The organism is Delftia sp. Lp-1 (assembly GCF_020523835.1).
Lineage (GTDB): Bacteria > Pseudomonadota > Gammaproteobacteria > Burkholderiales > Burkholderiaceae_C > Comamonas > Comamonas acidovorans.
Genome location: NZ_JAJALJ010000003.1, coordinates 623,075 through 638,046 on the forward strand (window position 1 = coordinate 623,075; position 14,972 = coordinate 638,046).

A 14,972-nucleotide genomic window follows, 5' to 3' on the forward strand; every position below is an offset into this window, starting at 1 on the left:
GACCATGAAGAACCATCCGTTCAAAGCCTCCACCCTGGCCCTTGCCATGAGCATGGCCCTGGCGTGGAGCGGCGCGGCCGGCGCCGACACCCTCAGGAAGCCCGCGCTGGACGCCCTGGCCCAGGCGCAGCCGGCACCCACCGACTTCGCCAGCTTCCTGAAGCAGGCCGCAGCCGCGCAGCCTGCCATCGCCCAGGCCGTGCAGCGACATGCGGCAGGCCAGGCGCTTGCGGGGGAGGACCTCGACCACATCGCCCGCCTGCTGGGCCTGTACACGCGGCTCACGCAGGAGCAGGCGGTGCTGGCCAGCATCGAGCGCATGGTGGCCCTGCCCACGGTGCGCGATGCCAAGGTGCCGCCCCATGAAAGCCCGGCCATCCTGGCTTTCGGCGAACTGGTGCAGCAGATGGCCAGGGACTTCGGCCTGCAGTACCGCAACGTGGACAACCGCATCTTCGAGGTGACCCTGCCTGCGAACACCGCGAGCGCCTCGAACTCGGGCACCGATGAATTCGGCATCCTCACCCATGCAGACGTCGTGCCCGTCGTCCCCGCCGAATGGGTGCTGGACGGCCAGGCCATCGACCCCTTCAAGGTCACGCGCGTGGGCGACAAGCTCTACGGGCGCGGCACCATCGACGACAAGGGCTCCATCGCCACCGTGCTGTTCGCCATGAAGGCCGTCAAGGACAGCGGCCTGCCCCTGTCGCGCGGCATACGCCTCATGATCGAGACCACCGAGGAAACCGGCGGCGACGCCATGAAGTACTACCAGGGCAAGACCACGCTGCCTGCCTACAACATCGTGCTGGACAGCAAGTACCCCGCCGTCGTCGCGGAAAAAGGCTCGGGCGCGCTCAAGGCCGTGTTCGACGACGTGAAGGCCGACCCCGCCCAGCCCGCCATCACCGCCATGGCCGGCGCCGCCTCGGCCAACGCCATTGCGCAGACTGCCACCGCCACCATCACGGCCGGCGACGAAGCCGCCATCGAAGCCATCGCCGCGCGCCTGCAGGCGGCCAAGGGTGACTTCACCACCAGCTATGCAGGGCAGGGTGGGCCGTTCATCATCGACATCCAGCGCAGCGGCACCGCAGCCACCGTCAAGGTCACGGGCACCTCGGCCCACGGCTCGCGCCCTGAGGAAGGCGTCAACCCCGTGCCGCGCCTGACGCTGTTCCTGCAACAGGTGCTCATGCCCACCGATGGCGTGGCCCTGGTCCAGCCCAATGCCTACAGCAACGCCCTGCGCTACATCAACGGCGCCTTCGGCCTCGACTACTTCGGCAAGCAGCTGGGCGTTGCCTATGCCGACGACTTCATGGGCCCGCTGACCCTGTCGCCCAACCTCATCAAGGCGGCAGACGGCAAGCTGGAAGTCACCACCAACGTGCGCATGCCGCGCGGCAAGACGCCCGAGCAACTGCGCACCGAAGTCGAGCAGCGCATCACCCGCTGGAGCGCGGCCGCCAAGGTCCCCCTGACCCTGCAATACACCCAGGGCAACTGGATGGCGCGCGACCCCAAGGGCGCCTGGCTGTCCACCCTGCTCAACATCTTCGGCGACACCACGGGCCTGGACGCCAAGCCTGTGCCCACGGCCGGCAGCACCACGGCCAAGCTCATGCCCAACGCCATCAACTTCGGCCCCGCCATGCCCGGCAAGAAGTACACGGCGCACAACGCGCTCGAATACAAGGAGCTGCCCGACCTGCGCGCCGACATGCAGATGTTCACGGAAATGCTGGTGCGCATCGGGAATCTGAAGCAGATGCAGTGACACTCTCCGGCTATTGAAATGCGAAAGCGCCTTGTGAAAGCAAGGCGCTTTTTTTCATCCACTTCCGCCCAGTCATTCGACACATGAAAGCCGACTGCCCTGGATGCGGCAGAGGCCTGCCTGCATTCAGCCCTCCGGACCATGCTCCGCGTATTCCACAAAGGACGGCGCTTCATCAAACAGTTGCAGGAGCAGTTTCAGGCGCCGGGCGTAGAGGCTCTGTGGCCGGTTGAAGGCCTGGGCGGCCAGGGCGATGGCTGCGCGGGCGAGGTACCACTCGTTGTCGAATTCGCTGGCGTCCTCGAATACCTTGTGCCGGATTTGCCGGATGTGATTCAGCGCCAGGTCTGCGGCCAGGTCCACCTCTACATCCGCGTCATGCCAGTCCATGTCGGCACAGCGTGTTTCGATCAGGGCAACCAGCCCCATCTCTGCGCGGGCAATGGACAGGGCGATCATTTGCTGCATGGTGGGCCAGGCAGCGGTGTCTACTGGGTGCGACTGCTTGGACGCGGCATCCATATCGGTAACTCCTCCCGATTCGGTATTGGGGCGTGGCGAGCCACTCTGAATCTATTAGATATCTGTGATTGATTGATGTCAAATAGATTCTTTGTCATGAATCTTTCTGATGTCCAGAATCAGGCGGATGACTGACAAGCAAGTGCCGTCCTACCCGTTGCGTATGCCTGTGGAGCTGCGTGAAAAGCTCACCCTCGTTGCCAAGAATAACAATCGCAGCGTGAACGCAGAAATCATTGCGAGGCTGGAGAGCAGCCTTGATGCAACCGGCGCCAAAGCAGACTTTGGACATGATGTGGCCGTTCGGTCCGCGATGGCGGCGTCGCTTGCGGATGTGGCCGTTTTGACGCTGACCCAGGACGAGTCATGGAAAGAGGACGTCGCACGCAGGGTTGCTGAAAGCCTGCGTGCAATGCCATTGGTGTCTGCTGAGACGGCACCGGTGGATGCACAGCCGCCAAAGAATAGGCAGCGGCCAAGGAAGGCCTGAGCCGCGGCCCTTCTTCAAAAGCCCCGCCTCACTGCCTCCAGAAAAACACCCCCGCCATCACCAGCCCCGTCAGCACGATGCCTGCGCGCAGCCATTCGGGCGGGATGCGGCGCGCCAGGCGGGCGCCGCCGTAGCCGCCTGCGGTGGCGGCAATCATCATGACCAGGGCCTGCTCCCACTGCACGACGCCGCCGGCCGCATAGATGGCGACGGCAATGGCCGTGAGCAGGGCGGAGACCAGGTTCTTCATGCCGTTCATGGCATGCAGCCTGGTCTGGCCCAGCAGGCCGAACAGGGCCAGCAGCAGGATGCCCAGGCCGCCGTTGAAGTAGCCGCCGTAGATGGCCACGGCCAGCATGCCGGCGCCGGCTTTGACGGGTGAGGCATGGGCTGCATGCTCGGCGCTGCCGCGCGACGCCATGCGCCTGAGCTGCGGCGCGAAGGCGAACATGGCGGTGGCGGCCAGCAGCAGCCAGGGGACGACCTTGCGGAACAGGTGGTCGGGCGTGACCAGCAGCAGGGCCGCGCCCAGCGAGCCGCCGACGAGCGACAGCACGATGACGCCGCGCATGCCCAGGCCGGGCGGCGGCTCCATGTCCTGGCGAAAGCCCCAGGCACCGGCCATGTAGCCGGGCAGCAGGGCGACGGTGCCGGTGGCGTTGGCGGCCACGGGCGGCACGCCGGTGAAGACCAGGGCGGGCAGGGTGAGGAAGCTGCCGCCCCCGGCGACGGCATTGAGCGCGCCGGCCACGAAGGCGGCGCTCATGAGCAGTGCGATGTCCCACATGGGTGTTGTCTCCTCCTGGAGCCGGGCATCGGCAGGCCGCCGTGGCCTTGCGCGGCCAGGCCGGTGTTATAGGTCGAGGCCGATCTTAGTGCCGGTCCATCGGCCGGGCTGTCGCACCGGCATGGCGGCGGGGTCAGGGCTGCTTTGCGCAAAAGGACAGGATCGCGCCGGCGTGGCGGCCACCAGGCGACTAGGGCGGCTCCACCACCGGGCCGGGCAGGCCCAGCGTGGCGCGCAGCAGGGCGACGCGCGGGTTGGCGACGGCGCTGCGGTAGATCAGCGCCACGGGGCCCATGGAGATGGCGGGTGTGACATGCACCCTGCGCACCCCCAGCGACCGGGGCGAGGCCTGCAGCGTGGAGTCGGGTACGGCGCTGAGCCCCAGGCCGGCCCGGACCAGTTGCAGGTTGGTGAAGGGGCTGGTGGATTCGATGACGGGCGTGGGCGCGATCACGCCTTCGCGGCGGAACACCTCCTCCATCATGCGGCGCAGCATGGAGCTGCGCGTGGGCAGGATCCATCGCTGGCGCGCCAGCTCCTCCCAGCGGTTGCTGCTCGCGTGGCCTGCAGGGTGATCCGGCGGGGCGATGACGGTGAAGCCGGTGTCGAACAGTTTTTCGTAGCGCAGCGGCTGGCCTGCAGCCTCGGGCAGTTCGGTGGGGTAGCTGGTGATGAGGGCATCGAGCTGGCCGTCCAGCAGGCATTGCACAAGCAAAGGCACGCGTTCTTCCTTGAGCTGTACCCGCACATGGGGCTGCTGTGCGGCCAGGTCCGCCAGTACGCCGGGCAGGTAGCCCTGTGCCACGAAGGGCGGGGTGCCGATGCGCAGCAAGGTGATGGCGGGTTGCTGGGCGGTCTCGCTGCCCAGATGGCGCAGCTCGGCCAGCAGCATGGCCGCGCCGCGGATGGCGATCTCGCCCTGGGCCGTGGGTTCGAGCCCGCGCGCATTGCGCAGGAACAGCGTCACGCCGAAGGCCGCCTCGATCTCGCCCAGGGCCTTGCTCAGCGCGGGCTGGGTCAAATGCATGAGGCCGGCCGCGGCGCGCAGGCTGCCTCCCTGGTGCAGGGCCAGCAGGAGCTGCAGGTGCTTGAAGCGCAGCCGCGACAGCAGGCGTTGCGGGTCGAAGTCGTGCATGTTCCCGGGGGTGGGGTGATTACCGGAGGTTTGCCATCCATCCAAACATATCACTATTGGAAATGGGCCTGCCGTTCTATCGTGACCCCACGACGACAAGCGACAAGGAGACAGGACCATGGACAGACGCGTCTTTCTGGCAGGCAGCCTGGCGGCTGCCGCGCTTCCGCTGGTGCGGGCCAGCGATTTTCCGAGCCGGCCGGTGCGGGTGATTTCCCCGTATGCGGCGGGCGGGGGGCCTGATGTGCAATTGCGCCAGGCCGGCCCGGTGCTGGGGGAGATCCTGGGGCAGTCCATCGTGATCGAGAACAAGGTGGGCGCGGCCGGCGTGCTGGCCGCGCAGTATGTGGCGCAGCAGCCCGCCGATGGCTACACCTGCCTGATGGGCTCCAACACCCACCTGATCCAGAAGCTGCTGCAACCGGGCCTGCGCTTCGACCCCATCGGCGACTTCACGCCCGTCAGCAACCTGGCCTCGTCGCCCACGGTGCTGGTGGTGCGTGCCGATGCGCCCTGGCGCACGGCCCGGGAGCTGATCGCGGGGCTGAAGGCCCAGCCGGCGCAGGCCAACTACGGCTCGGGCGGCATAGGCACTTCGGCCCATCTGGCGGGCGCCACGCTGGCCTCGCTGGCAGGCCTGCAGGTCACGCACATACCGCTCAAGGGATCGGTGGAGATTGCGGCATCGCTGATCCGCGGCGATACGCAGTATGCGTTTCCGGTGGCGGGCACCGGCATTCCGCAGGTACAGGGCGGCAAGCTGCGGGCTCTGGCGGTGACCAGCCGCAAGCGCCTGGCGCAGTTGCCCGAGGTGCCCACGCTGCAGGAGGTGCTGGGCAGCGAGCTGGCGGTGCAGGAGTCCTGGTTCGGGCTGTGGGCTCCGGCCAGGACGCCCCCTGCCGTGGTCGAGCGCCTGCACGCCGCCGTGCGCCAGGCCGCCGCCCAGCCAGCGCTGCGCGCCTCGTTCGAGGCTGTCGGCAACGAGGCCACGGCCAGCGCTTCGCCGCAGGCCTTCGCCGATTTCGTGCGCAGCGAGAACCGCAAGTGGGCCGCCATCATCGAGCTGGCCGGCATCACCGCCAACAGTTGAACCAGGGAAAGGCAAGACGGGTATGGACAAGCCGCTGCAAGGAGTGCGCGTCATCGACATGTCGCATGTGATCGCGGGGCCGCTGGCCTCGCACTACCTGGCCCAGCTCGGGGCCGAGGTCATCAAGGTCGAACCCACGCGTGGCGAGGTCATGCGCAACAGCCGGGCGCCCGGCGAGCCCGGGGGCGGCATGCCTTCGGGCTTCGTGGCGCTCAATGCGGGAAAGCGTTCGCTGGCGGTGGACATCCGCCAGCCCGAGGGTGCGGACATCGTGCGTGCCCTGGCGCGCACGGCCGATGTGTTCATCGAGAACTTCCGCCCCGGCGTGGTGGCGCGCCACGGCCTGGGCTACGAGGACATCCGGGCGGTGCGCCCCGACGTGGTGTACTGCTCCATCTCGGGCTTTGGCCAGCAGGGCGAGTGGGCCGGGCGGGGCGCCTATGACCATGTGGTGCAGGCGCTCACGGGCATGATGATGATGGCGGGGGGCGACGAGGAAGCGCCGCCCGTGAAGGTGGGCTTTCCCGTGATCGACGTGGCGGTGGGCATGCTGGGGGCGCTGTCGGTCACGGCGGCCCTGCACCAGCGCAACGCCTGGGCGTCTGGCGAGCGGCGCAGCCAGCACATCGATGCCTCCATGCTGCAGGCCTCGCTGATGCTGATGTACCCGCATGCCTGTACCTATCTCACCCATGGCGTGGAGCCACGGCGCGTGGGCAACCGGGGCTATACGGGCAGCCCGGCGGCCGACACCTACCGGTGCGCCGACGGCTGGCTGTCCACGGCCGCCAACACGCCGCAGCAGTTTCGCAGGCTTGCCAGCGTGCTGGGGCTCGATGCGCTGTGCGAGGACGCCACGCTGCTGGACCTCGATGCCTTCAACGCGCCCGAGGGCGGCTTTGTCGCCGCGCGCGATGCGTCCGCGCTGCAGCGGCTGCAGGCATGTCTGGCCGAGGCCTTCGCCGCACGCAGCGCACGGGACATGGAAGCCCGGCTCAACGCCGTGGGCGTGCCTGCCGCCAGGGTGCGGCGCCTGGGTGAATTCCTGGGCGAGGCCCGCGCCGCCGGCACCGTGTCACCTGTGAGCTATGGCGCCGGCGGCGCTGCGGTGGACACTCCGGGACTGGGGTTCCGGTGGATGGATGCCGAGCCCCAGCCGGGTGCGCCGGCCCCCGTACTGGGCGATGGCAACCTTGCGCTGCTGCGGGAACTGGGGATGGCGGATGACGCCATCGCCCGCCTGTGCCGCAGCGGCGTGCTGGGCGCGCCGCAGTCCTGATTGCCTTTGGATTCCTTTGCCACTGCCTTGCTGGAGAACCCATGTTCAAAGCCTTGCTGCTGACCCAACCCGTACCGCGTGAAACCCGTGCCGAGTGTGTGGAGCTGGACGAAGCCAGCCTGCCCGCCGGCGCGGTGCGCGTGGCCGTCTCGCATTCCACTCTCAACTACAAGGATGCACTGGCCATCACGGGGCGCTCGCCCGTGGTGCGCCAGTTCCCCATGGTGCCGGGCATCGACCTGGCCGGTACGGTGCTGGACAGCGAGGACGCGCGTTTCCAGCCCGGCGATGCCGTGCTGCTCAACGGATGGGGCGTGGGTGAGACCCACTGGGGCGGGCTCGCCCAGCAGGCGCGGGTGAACGGCGACTGGCTGATCCGCCGGCCCGAGGCCTTCAGCGCACGGGATGCCATGGCCATAGGCACGGCCGGCTATACGGCCATGCTGTGCGTGATGGCGCTGCAGGCGCATGGCATCACGCCCTCCAGCGGCCCGGTGCTGGTGACGGGGGCCAACGGCGGCGTGGGCAGCATTGCCGTGGCCCTGCTGTCGCGCCTGGGTTTCGAGGTGCACGCCGGCACCGGGCGGCCCGAACAGGCCGAGCACCTGAAGGCGCTGGGCGCGGCGCGGATCGTGGAGCGCAGCAGCCTGGATGCGCCCGGCAAGCCGCTGCAAAAGGAGGTCTGGGCGGCGGCCGTGGACAGCGTGGGCAGCCATACGCTGGCCAATGTGTGCGCCAGCCTGCGCTACGGCGGCTGCGTGGCGGCCTGTGGACTGGCCCAGGGGCTGGACCTGCCGGCTTCCGTGGCACCGTTCATTCTGCGCGGCGTGTCGCTGCTGGGCATCGACAGCGTCTATGCGCCGCAGGCGCGGCGCGAGCAGGCCTGGGCGCGGCTGGCTGCCGAACTGCCGCGCGAGGTGCTGGAGCGCAATACCGAAGAGGCGGGCCTGGCCGATGCGGTTGCGCTGGCGCCCAGGCTGCTTGCCGGCCAGGTGCGCGGCCGGGTCGTCATCGATACGGCGCGCTGAGGCCCGCGCGGGCCCTACTTGGCGTAGGGGTCGGCAAAGCCCAGCTCGACCATGATCTCGGTCTCGTAGGCTTCCATTTCCTCGGCGTCCTGCTCGCTGGTTTCATGGTCCCAGCCCTGGGCATGCAGCGTGCCGTGCACCAGCAGGTGGGCGTAGTGCTCCTCCAGCGTCTTGTTCTGCTCGCGCGCCTCGCGCTCGACCACGGGGGCGCACAGCACCAGGTCGGCCATGGCCGTGGGCTCCTGCTGGTAGTCGAAGGTCAGGACGTTGGTGGCGTAGTCCTTTTGCCGGTACTCGCGGTTGAGCTGCTGGCCTTCCTCGGCGTCGACGATGCGCACGGTGATTTCGGCATCGACGGCCAGGGCGTGGCGTATCCAGCGCGTGACCTTGCTGCGGGACAGCACGGCGCGGTGGACGGGCGCCTCGGCAAAGCGCGCGAATTGCAGGGACAGTTGCAGTTGGTTCAGGGACATGGGAGGAGGCGTGGGCGTGTGCTTTGGGGCGCCCGTGGGCGGGCGTCTGCTGTGGCTGTCGGGATCAATGCGCGGCAAGGCGCGGTGCGGCACGGCGCGCAGGGGCCTGGCCGCGTGCGTCGTAGGCGTCCACGATGCGTGCCACCAGCGGGTGGCGCACCACGTCGGCGCTGGTGAAGTGGTTGATGGCGATGCCCTTGACGCGCTTCAAGACGCGCTCGGCATCGATCAGGCCGCTCAGGGCGCCCTTGGGCAGGTCGATCTGGCTGACGTCGCCCGTGACCACGGCGCGGGCGCCGAAGCCTATGCGCGTGAGGAACATCTTCATCTGCTCGGGCGTGGTGTTCTGCGCCTCGTCCAGGATGACGAAGGCGTTGTTCAGCGTGCGCCCGCGCATGAAGGCCAGCGGCGCGATCTCCAGCACATTGCGCTCGAAGGCCTTTTGCACCTTCTCGTAGCCCATGAGGTCGTAGAGCGCGTCGTACAGCGGGCGCAGGTAGGGGTCGACCTTCTGCGTGAGGTCGCCGGGCAGGAAGCCCAGGCGCTCGCCTGCCTCCACTGCGGGGCGCGTGAGCACGATGCGCTGCACGGCGCTGCGCTCCAGCGCGTCCACGGCGCAGGCCACGGCCAGGTAGGTCTTGCCGGTGCCGGCCGGGCCGATGCCGAAGGTGATGTCGTGGCGGGCGATGTTCTCCAGGTAGGCCGACTGGTTGGCCGTGCGCGCGCGCAGGTCGGGGCGGCGCGTGGACAGCTGGATGGCGTCCTGGGGCTGCTCGATGAGTTCGGTATCACCGGCCAGCATCAGTTGCAGGGAGTCGTCCAGGATGGGATCGTCGGCCATCTCGTAGAGGGCCTGCAGCAGCTCCAGTGCGTCGTTGGCCTTGGCCTTGGGGCCGTCAATCTTGAATTGCTCGTGGCGGTGGGCGATCTTGACGCCCATTGCGATCTCGATGGTGCGCAGGTGCGCGTCGGCCGGGCCGCAGACGTGGCTCAACCGGTTGTTGTCGTGGGGTGTGAAGGTGTGGCGCAGGATCACGCGGATAATTCCAGAGATTCCGGGCGGCGGCCAGCGCGAGGGCGTGGTGCCATACCCTGTGAATGGGCCGGCGTTCGGTTGCGGACGGGCATGAAAAGCCGCCCCCAGGGCGGCAAAGGACACCAATGATAGGCAAATTGACAGGAACGCTGCTGGAAAAAAACCCGCCCGAGGTGCTGGTGGACTGCGGCGGCGTGGGCTACGAGGTGCAGGTGCCCATGAGCACCTTCTACAACCTGCCCGCCAGTGGGGCCAAGGTCAGCCTGCTGACGCACTTCGTGGTGCGCGAGGATGCGCAGCTTCTGTACGGCTTTGGCACGCACAGCGAGCGCCAGGCGTTCCGCGAGCTGATCAAGATCACCGGCATCGGCCCGCGCATGGCGCTGTCGGTGCTCAGCGGCATGAGCGTGGAGGACCTGGCGCAGGCCGTGACGCTGCAGGAGGTGGGCCGCCTGGTCAAGGTGCCGGGCATCGGCAAGAAGACGGCCGAGCGCCTGCTGCTGGAGCTCAAGGGCAAGATCGGCGCCGATACGGGCGCGCAGTCGCTGTTCGTGAACAACGACCAGAACGACATCGTGCAGGCGCTGATGGCGCTGGGCTATTCCGACAAGGATGCGGCCGCCGCGCTCAAGAAGCTGCCGCCCGACGTGGGCGTGACCGAAGGCATCAAGCTGGCGCTGAAGGCGCTGGCCAAGTGAGCGGCGCATGAGCATCCATACCGACGATTTCGGGCAGGGGGGCTTTCCGCAGGGGGGCTTTGCGCCCGAAAAGGCACCGGACAAGCCGCGCATGATTTCGGCAGCGCCGGTCTCGCGCGGGGAAGAGGCCATGGAGCGCGCGCTGCGCCCCAAGCTGTTGCAGGAGTACGTGGGCCAGGCCAAGGCGCGCGAGCAGCTGGAGATCTTCATCGGCGCGGCCCGAAAGCGCAATGAGGCGCTGGACCATGTGCTGCTGTTCGGCCCGCCGGGCCTGGGCAAGACCACGCTGTCGCACATCATCGCGGCCGAGCTGGGCGTGAACCTGCGCCAGACCAGCGGCCCCGTGCTGGAAAAGCCCAAGGACCTTGCGGCGCTGCTGACCAACCTCGAAGCCAACGATGTGCTGTTCATCGACGAGATCCACCGCCTGTCGCCCGTGGTCGAGGAAATCCTCTACCCGGCGCTGGAGGACTACCAGATCGACATCATGATCGGCGAGGGGCCGGCGGCGCGCTCCATCAAGCTGGACCTGCAGCCGTTCACGCTGGTGGGCGCGACCACGCGCGCGGGCATGCTGACCAATCCGCTGCGCGACCGCTTCGGCATCGTGGCGCGGCTGGAGTTCTATACGGCCGAGGAGCTGGCGCGCATCGTGCGGCGCAGTGCAGGCCTGCTGAACGCGCCGATTGACGACGAGGGCGCCTTCGAGATCGCGCGCCGCTCGCGCGGCACGCCACGCATTGCCAACCGCCTGCTGCGCCGCGTGCGCGACTATGCCGATGTGCGTGGCGACGGCAGCATCACGCGCGAGCTGGCCGACCGTGCGCTGGCCATGCTCGATGTCGATCCCCAGGGCTTCGACATCATGGACCGCAAGCTGCTGGAGGCCGTGGTGCACCGCTTCGACGGCGGCCCCGTGGGCCTGGACAACATCGCGGCCAGCATCGGCGAGGAAGCGGGCACCATCGAGGACGTGATCGAGCCCTACCTGATCCAGCAGGGCTTTTTGCAGCGCACGCCGCGCGGGCGCATGGCGACCCAGGCGGCGTACCGCCATCTGGGCCTTCCCGTGCCGGGCGACGACGCCAGCTGACGCAGGCTCACTCCTCCGTGCCGGCGTTCCAGAAGGCCTGCAGCACGCCGGGCAGGGCCTCGATGGCGGCGATCACGCGGTCGAGCTCGTCGGAGTCCACCGAGGTGGCGTAGAGCATGGCCTCGATCTCGGTGTCCTGCGGGCCGAAGGCATGGGTTTCCACGCCGCGCACGGGGTAGCTGGCGTTCTCCAGCAGCTCCAGCATCTGCTCGCGCACATCGCCCTGGGCGCCGCGGTGGCAGATGGCGTAGACGTAGTAGGTCGATTCCGTGGATTCGTCATCCACCGGGCGGCGGTTGATGCGGTTGACCACGGGGCGCAGCAAGGTGTTGCTGGCCAGCACGAACAGCGTGGCCAGGCCCGCCTCGGCCACCAGGCTGGCGCCCGCGCAGGCACCCACGGCGGCCGAGCCCCACAGCGTGGCTGCCGTGTTCAGCCCGGTGATGTTGGCCCCTTCCTTCATGATGGCGCCCGCACCCAGGAAACCCACGCCCGAGACCACGTAGGCCACCACGCGCGTGGCGCCCTCGGCCCCGCCCAGGCGCACGGCCAGGTCCACGAAGACGGCCGCGCCCACGGCGACCAGGGTGTTGGTGCGCAGCCCCGCCGTGCGCTGGCGCACCTGGCGCTCCAGGCCGATGAGGGCGCCGAACACGAAGGCCGTGGTCAGGCTGACGAAGGTGTCCAGCATGGCGCCGGGGTTGAGGTTCTGCAGGGCCTGCATGGGGTTCCGGGCTTTCCTGGTGAATGGGTTGAAGGGGCGTTGAAAGAGGCGCTGAAGGGTGCGTCACTGCCAGCCGTAGCGGCGGATGTAGACGCGCTTGAGCAGCGTGGCCAGGCAAGCGTAGCCCAGCAATATGGCAATCATCCACGGGAAGTAGGCCGCCGGCAGCGCCTGCAGCTTGAAGTAGCCGGCCAGCGGCCCCATCGGCAGGAAGATGCCGGCCGCCATCACGGCCGCCGTGGCCAGCAGCAGCGGCCAGGACGGGCGGCTTTGCAGGAAGGGGATCTTGGGCGTGCGGATCATGTGCACGATCAGCGTCTGCGTGAGCAGCCCGATGACGAACCAGCCCGACTGGAACAGCGTCTGCTGCTCGGGCGTGTTGGCGGCGAAGACGAACCACATCAGCGCGAAGGTCAGGATGTCGAACAGCGAGCTGATGGGCCCGAAGAACACCATGAAGCGGCCCAGGTCGGCCGGGTTCCAGCGCAGCGGCTGGCGCACCAGTTCGTCGTCCACGTTGTCGAAGGGGATGGCGATCTGCGAGAGGTCGTACAGCAGGTTCTGCACCAGCAGGTGCAGCGGCAGCATGGGCAGGAAGGGGATGAAGGCCGAGGCCACCATCACCGAGAACACGTTGCCGAAGTTGGAACTGGCCGTCATGCGGATGTACTTCAGCATGTTGCTGAAGGTGCGCCGGCCCTCGATCACGCCCTGCTCCAGCACCATCAGGCTTTTTTCCAGCAGGATGATGTCGGCCGCTTCCTTGGCGATGTCCACGGCGCTGTCCACGCTGATGCCGATGTCGGCCGCGCGCAGGGCCGGTGCGTCGTTGATGCCGTCGCCCATGAAGCCGGTGATGTGGCCGTTGGCGCGCAGCGCATGCACGATGCGCTCCTTGTGCAGCGGTGTGAGCCGGGCGAACAGCTGGTGCCGTTCCACCGTCTGGCGCAGCATCTCGTCGTTCATGTGCTCGATCTGCGTGCCCAGGATGATGTGGTCTGCGGGCAGCCCCACATCGCGGCAGACCTTGGCGGCCACCAGTTCGTTGTCGCCGGTCAGCAGCTTGACGGCCACGCCGTGCGCGGCCAGGGCGGCCAGCGCCTCGGCCGTGGTTTCCTTCGGTGGGTCCAGGAAGGCGATGTAGCCGATCAGGGTCAGCTCCGACTCGTCGGCCACGCCGTAGTCGCTCTTGTGCGGCGGCACTTCCTTCATGGCCACGGCGACCACGCGCAGGCCCTCGCGGTTGAGCTCGCGCGTCACGCGGCGCACGCGGGCCAGTTGCTCCTCGTCCAGCGGGCGCGTGCCGTCGCCTTCGCGCAGCCGGGTGCAGGCGCCCAGGATTTCCTCGACCGCGCCCTTGCAGATCAGCTCGTGGTGGTGGTTGCGTTCGGCCACCACCACGGACATGCGGCGGCGCTCGAAGTCGAAGGGGATCTCATCGACCTTGCGGTAGTCCTCGGCCAGGCGCATCTGGGTGTGCAGCTCCACGTGTTCCAGCACGGCATGGTCGAGCAGGTTCTTCAGGCCGGTCTGGTAGTGGCTGTTGAGGTAGGCGAAGCGCAGCGTCTCGTCGCAGGGCTGGCCGAAGGCGTCGGTGTGGCGCTCCAGCACGATGCGGTCCTGGGTCAGCGTGCCGGTCTTGTCGGTGCACAGCACGTCCATGGCGCCGAAGTTCTGGATGGCGTCCAGCCGCTTGACCACGACCTTGCGGCGCGACAGCACCACGGCGCCCTTGGCCAGGGTGGAGGTCACGATCATGGGCAGCATCTCGGGCGTCAGGCCCACGGCCACGGACAGCGCGAACAGGAAGGCCTCGGCCCAGTCGCCCTTGGTGTAGCCGTTGATGAACAGCACCACGGGCACCATCACCGCCGCAAAGCGGATCAGCAGCCAGCTGACGCTGTTGACCCCGGTCTCGAAGGCCGTGGGTGCGCGGTCGTTGGAGGTCACCCGCGTGGCAATGGTGCCGAAATAGCTGCGGTTGCCCGTGGCCAGCACCACGGCCAGCGCCGTGCCCGAGACCACGTTGGTGCCCATGAACAGCAGGTTGCTGGCATCCAGCACGCCAGTGCCATTCGATGCACTGGCGTCGGCGCGCTTTTCCACGGGCAGGGATTCGCCGGTCATGGCGGACTGGCTCACGAACAGGTCCTTGGCGCTGAGCACGCGGCAGTCGGCAGGAATCATGTCCCCGGCCGACAGCACCACGAAATCGCCGGGCACGACCTCGCGCAGCGGCACCTCGTAGCGGCGCGCCTGCTGGCCGAAGCCGCTGTGCGGGGCGTCTGCGGAGTCGGCATCTGCCGGCGCCGTGGGGCCGCCATTGCGGCGCAGCACCGTGGCCGTGCTGCTGACCATGGCCTTGAGCCGCGCGGCGGCGCGGTTGGAGCGGCCTTCCTGCACAAAGCGCAGCAGCGTGGACAGCAGCACCATGGAGGCGATGACGACCGTGGCCTTCATGTCCTCCGTGGCGTAGGAGACCACGGCCAGCAGCGTCAGCAGCAGGTTGAAGGGATTGCGGTAGCAGTACCACAGGTGCAGCCAGCCGGGCAGCGGCTTTTCGTGCTCGACCTCGTTGGGGCCGAGACGCGTGAGCGCGGCGCGGGCCTGCTCGCGGGTCAGGCCGTCCTCGCTGGAGCCGGTGCGCGCCAGCACGGCGGCGATGTCATCGCGCGAGGCTCGCAGCAGCTCGCGCGTGAGGGTCGGCGATACCGAGCGCGAGTGGTGCACGGCCGTGCCCGAGGGCAGGGCATTGCGCCGGAACAGTCCCAGGGCGTGGCGGCTGCGCAGAAACGCCTGGAACAGGTGCTTGAGGCTTTTCATGGTGACCTCCCTGA

General features: G+C 68.3%; 14 protein-coding genes. 7 read left to right on the top strand and 7 right to left on the bottom strand.

Translation table 11 applies throughout. The features are described 5' to 3' along the window. Positions 1 to 4: 4 nt before the first annotated feature. Positions 5 to 1,780: a dipeptidase gene (locus LGR64_RS23830; RefSeq protein WP_230357144.1), complete on the top strand. Its 1,776-nt coding sequence runs from the start codon at positions 5 to 7 to the stop codon at positions 1,778 to 1,780. A 126-nt stretch (positions 1,781 to 1,906) separates the two neighbouring features. Here LGR64_RS23830 and LGR64_RS23835 read toward each other — a convergent pair whose 3' ends face one another. Continuing rightward, a complete protein-coding gene (locus tag LGR64_RS23835; RefSeq protein WP_198820014.1) occupies positions 1,907 to 2,302 on the bottom strand; it encodes a hypothetical protein in 396 nt (131 codons plus the stop codon). Between the two features lie 127 nt (positions 2,303 to 2,429). On the opposite strand from LGR64_RS23835, the gene LGR64_RS23840 reads away from it, so the two are divergent. Continuing rightward, complete coding sequence (locus LGR64_RS23840; RefSeq protein WP_096916846.1) at positions 2,430 to 2,792, top strand: Arc family DNA-binding protein; 363 nt, start codon at positions 2,430 to 2,432, stop codon at positions 2,790 to 2,792. Between the two features lie 28 nt (positions 2,793 to 2,820). Here LGR64_RS23840 and LGR64_RS23845 read toward each other — a convergent pair whose 3' ends face one another. After that, positions 2,821 to 3,579, bottom strand: a complete 759-nt coding sequence (locus tag LGR64_RS23845) for a sulfite exporter TauE/SafE family protein (protein ID WP_230357146.1) — start codon at positions 3,577 to 3,579, stop codon at positions 2,821 to 2,823. A gap of 190 nt (positions 3,580 to 3,769) precedes the next feature. Further along, on the bottom strand, positions 3,770 to 4,714 hold the full coding sequence (locus tag LGR64_RS23850) for a LysR family transcriptional regulator (protein ID WP_230357147.1): 945 nt from the start codon (positions 4,712 to 4,714) through the stop codon (positions 3,770 to 3,772). 118 nt (positions 4,715 to 4,832) lie between these two features. Between LGR64_RS23850 and LGR64_RS23855 the strand changes: the two genes are divergently transcribed. The 3 genes from LGR64_RS23855 to acuI are packed head-to-tail and all read left to right on the top strand — an operon-like array spanning position 4,833 to position 8,111. After that, the gene (locus LGR64_RS23855; protein WP_013804299.1) at positions 4,833 to 5,804 is read left to right on the top strand and encodes a tripartite tricarboxylate transporter substrate binding protein; all 972 of its coding nucleotides are present in this window, start codon (positions 4,833 to 4,835) and stop codon (positions 5,802 to 5,804) included. A 22-nt stretch (positions 5,805 to 5,826) separates the two neighbouring features. After that, entirely contained in the window at positions 5,827 to 7,083 is a 1,257-nt protein-coding gene (locus LGR64_RS23860; RefSeq protein WP_230357149.1) for a CaiB/BaiF CoA transferase family protein, read from the top strand. Positions 7,084 to 7,124: 41 nt separating this feature from the next. After that, a complete protein-coding gene (acuI, locus tag LGR64_RS23865) occupies positions 7,125 to 8,111 on the top strand; it encodes an acrylyl-CoA reductase (NADPH) (RefSeq protein WP_012203153.1) in 987 nt (328 codons plus the stop codon). 14 nt (positions 8,112 to 8,125) lie between these two features. On the opposite strand, the gene ybeY is transcribed toward acuI, so the two are convergent. Then, complete coding sequence (gene ybeY / locus LGR64_RS23870) at positions 8,126 to 8,584, bottom strand: rRNA maturation RNase YbeY (protein ID WP_012203154.1); 459 nt, start codon at positions 8,582 to 8,584, stop codon at positions 8,126 to 8,128. Between the two features lie 64 nt (positions 8,585 to 8,648). Continuing rightward, the gene (locus LGR64_RS23875) at positions 8,649 to 9,620 is read right to left on the bottom strand and encodes a PhoH family protein (RefSeq protein WP_012203155.1); all 972 of its coding nucleotides are present in this window, start codon (positions 9,618 to 9,620) and stop codon (positions 8,649 to 8,651) included. A gap of 125 nt (positions 9,621 to 9,745) precedes the next feature. Between LGR64_RS23875 and ruvA the strand changes: the two genes are divergently transcribed. After that, positions 9,746 to 10,318, top strand: a complete 573-nt coding sequence (ruvA, locus tag LGR64_RS23880; protein ID WP_012203156.1) for a Holliday junction branch migration protein RuvA — start codon at positions 9,746 to 9,748, stop codon at positions 10,316 to 10,318. 7 nt (positions 10,319 to 10,325) lie between these two features. Then, on the top strand, positions 10,326 to 11,411 hold the full coding sequence (gene ruvB / locus LGR64_RS23885; RefSeq protein WP_141830481.1) for a Holliday junction branch migration DNA helicase RuvB: 1,086 nt from the start codon (positions 10,326 to 10,328) through the stop codon (positions 11,409 to 11,411). Between the two features lie 7 nt (positions 11,412 to 11,418). On the opposite strand, the gene LGR64_RS23890 is transcribed toward ruvB, so the two are convergent. Both LGR64_RS23890 and mgtA read right to left on the bottom strand, forming a co-directional pair. After that, positions 11,419 to 12,135 (bottom strand): MgtC/SapB family protein, encoded by a 717-nt coding sequence (locus LGR64_RS23890; RefSeq protein ID WP_012203158.1) that lies wholly within the window; start codon positions 12,133 to 12,135, stop codon positions 11,419 to 11,421. Positions 12,136 to 12,198: 63 nt separating this feature from the next. Continuing rightward, entirely contained in the window at positions 12,199 to 14,958 is a 2,760-nt protein-coding gene (gene mgtA / locus LGR64_RS23895) for a magnesium-translocating P-type ATPase (protein ID WP_230357152.1), read from the bottom strand. Positions 14,959 to 14,972: the final 14 nt, after the last annotated feature.

Bases quoted from the DNA above. Each gene is read 5' to 3' on its own strand.
- LGR64_RS23830 (WP_230357144.1), top strand. From the start codon at position 5: ATGAAGAACCATCCGTTCAAAGCCTCCACCCTGGCCCTTGCCATGAGC.
- LGR64_RS23835 (WP_198820014.1), bottom strand. From the start codon at position 2,302: ATGGATGCCGCGTCCAAGCAGTCGCACCCAGTAGACACCGCTGCCTGG.
- LGR64_RS23840 (WP_096916846.1), top strand. From the start codon at position 2,430: ATGACTGACAAGCAAGTGCCGTCCTACCCGTTGCGTATGCCTGTGGAG.
- LGR64_RS23845 (WP_230357146.1), bottom strand. From the start codon at position 3,579: ATGTGGGACATCGCACTGCTCATGAGCGCCGCCTTCGTGGCCGGCGCG.
- LGR64_RS23850 (WP_230357147.1), bottom strand. From the start codon at position 4,714: ATGCACGACTTCGACCCGCAACGCCTGCTGTCGCGGCTGCGCTTCAAG.
- LGR64_RS23855 (WP_013804299.1), top strand. From the start codon at position 4,833: ATGGACAGACGCGTCTTTCTGGCAGGCAGCCTGGCGGCTGCCGCGCTT.
- LGR64_RS23860 (WP_230357149.1), top strand. From the start codon at position 5,827: ATGGACAAGCCGCTGCAAGGAGTGCGCGTCATCGACATGTCGCATGTG.
- acuI (WP_012203153.1), top strand. From the start codon at position 7,125: ATGTTCAAAGCCTTGCTGCTGACCCAACCCGTACCGCGTGAAACCCGT.
- ybeY (WP_012203154.1), bottom strand. From the start codon at position 8,584: ATGTCCCTGAACCAACTGCAACTGTCCCTGCAATTCGCGCGCTTTGCC.
- ruvA (WP_012203156.1), top strand. From the start codon at position 9,746: ATGATAGGCAAATTGACAGGAACGCTGCTGGAAAAAAACCCGCCCGAG.
- ruvB (WP_141830481.1), top strand. From the start codon at position 10,326: ATGAGCATCCATACCGACGATTTCGGGCAGGGGGGCTTTCCGCAGGGG.
- LGR64_RS23890 (WP_012203158.1), bottom strand. From the start codon at position 12,135: ATGCAGGCCCTGCAGAACCTCAACCCCGGCGCCATGCTGGACACCTTC.
- mgtA (WP_230357152.1), bottom strand. From the start codon at position 14,958: ATGAAAAGCCTCAAGCACCTGTTCCAGGCGTTTCTGCGCAGCCGCCAC.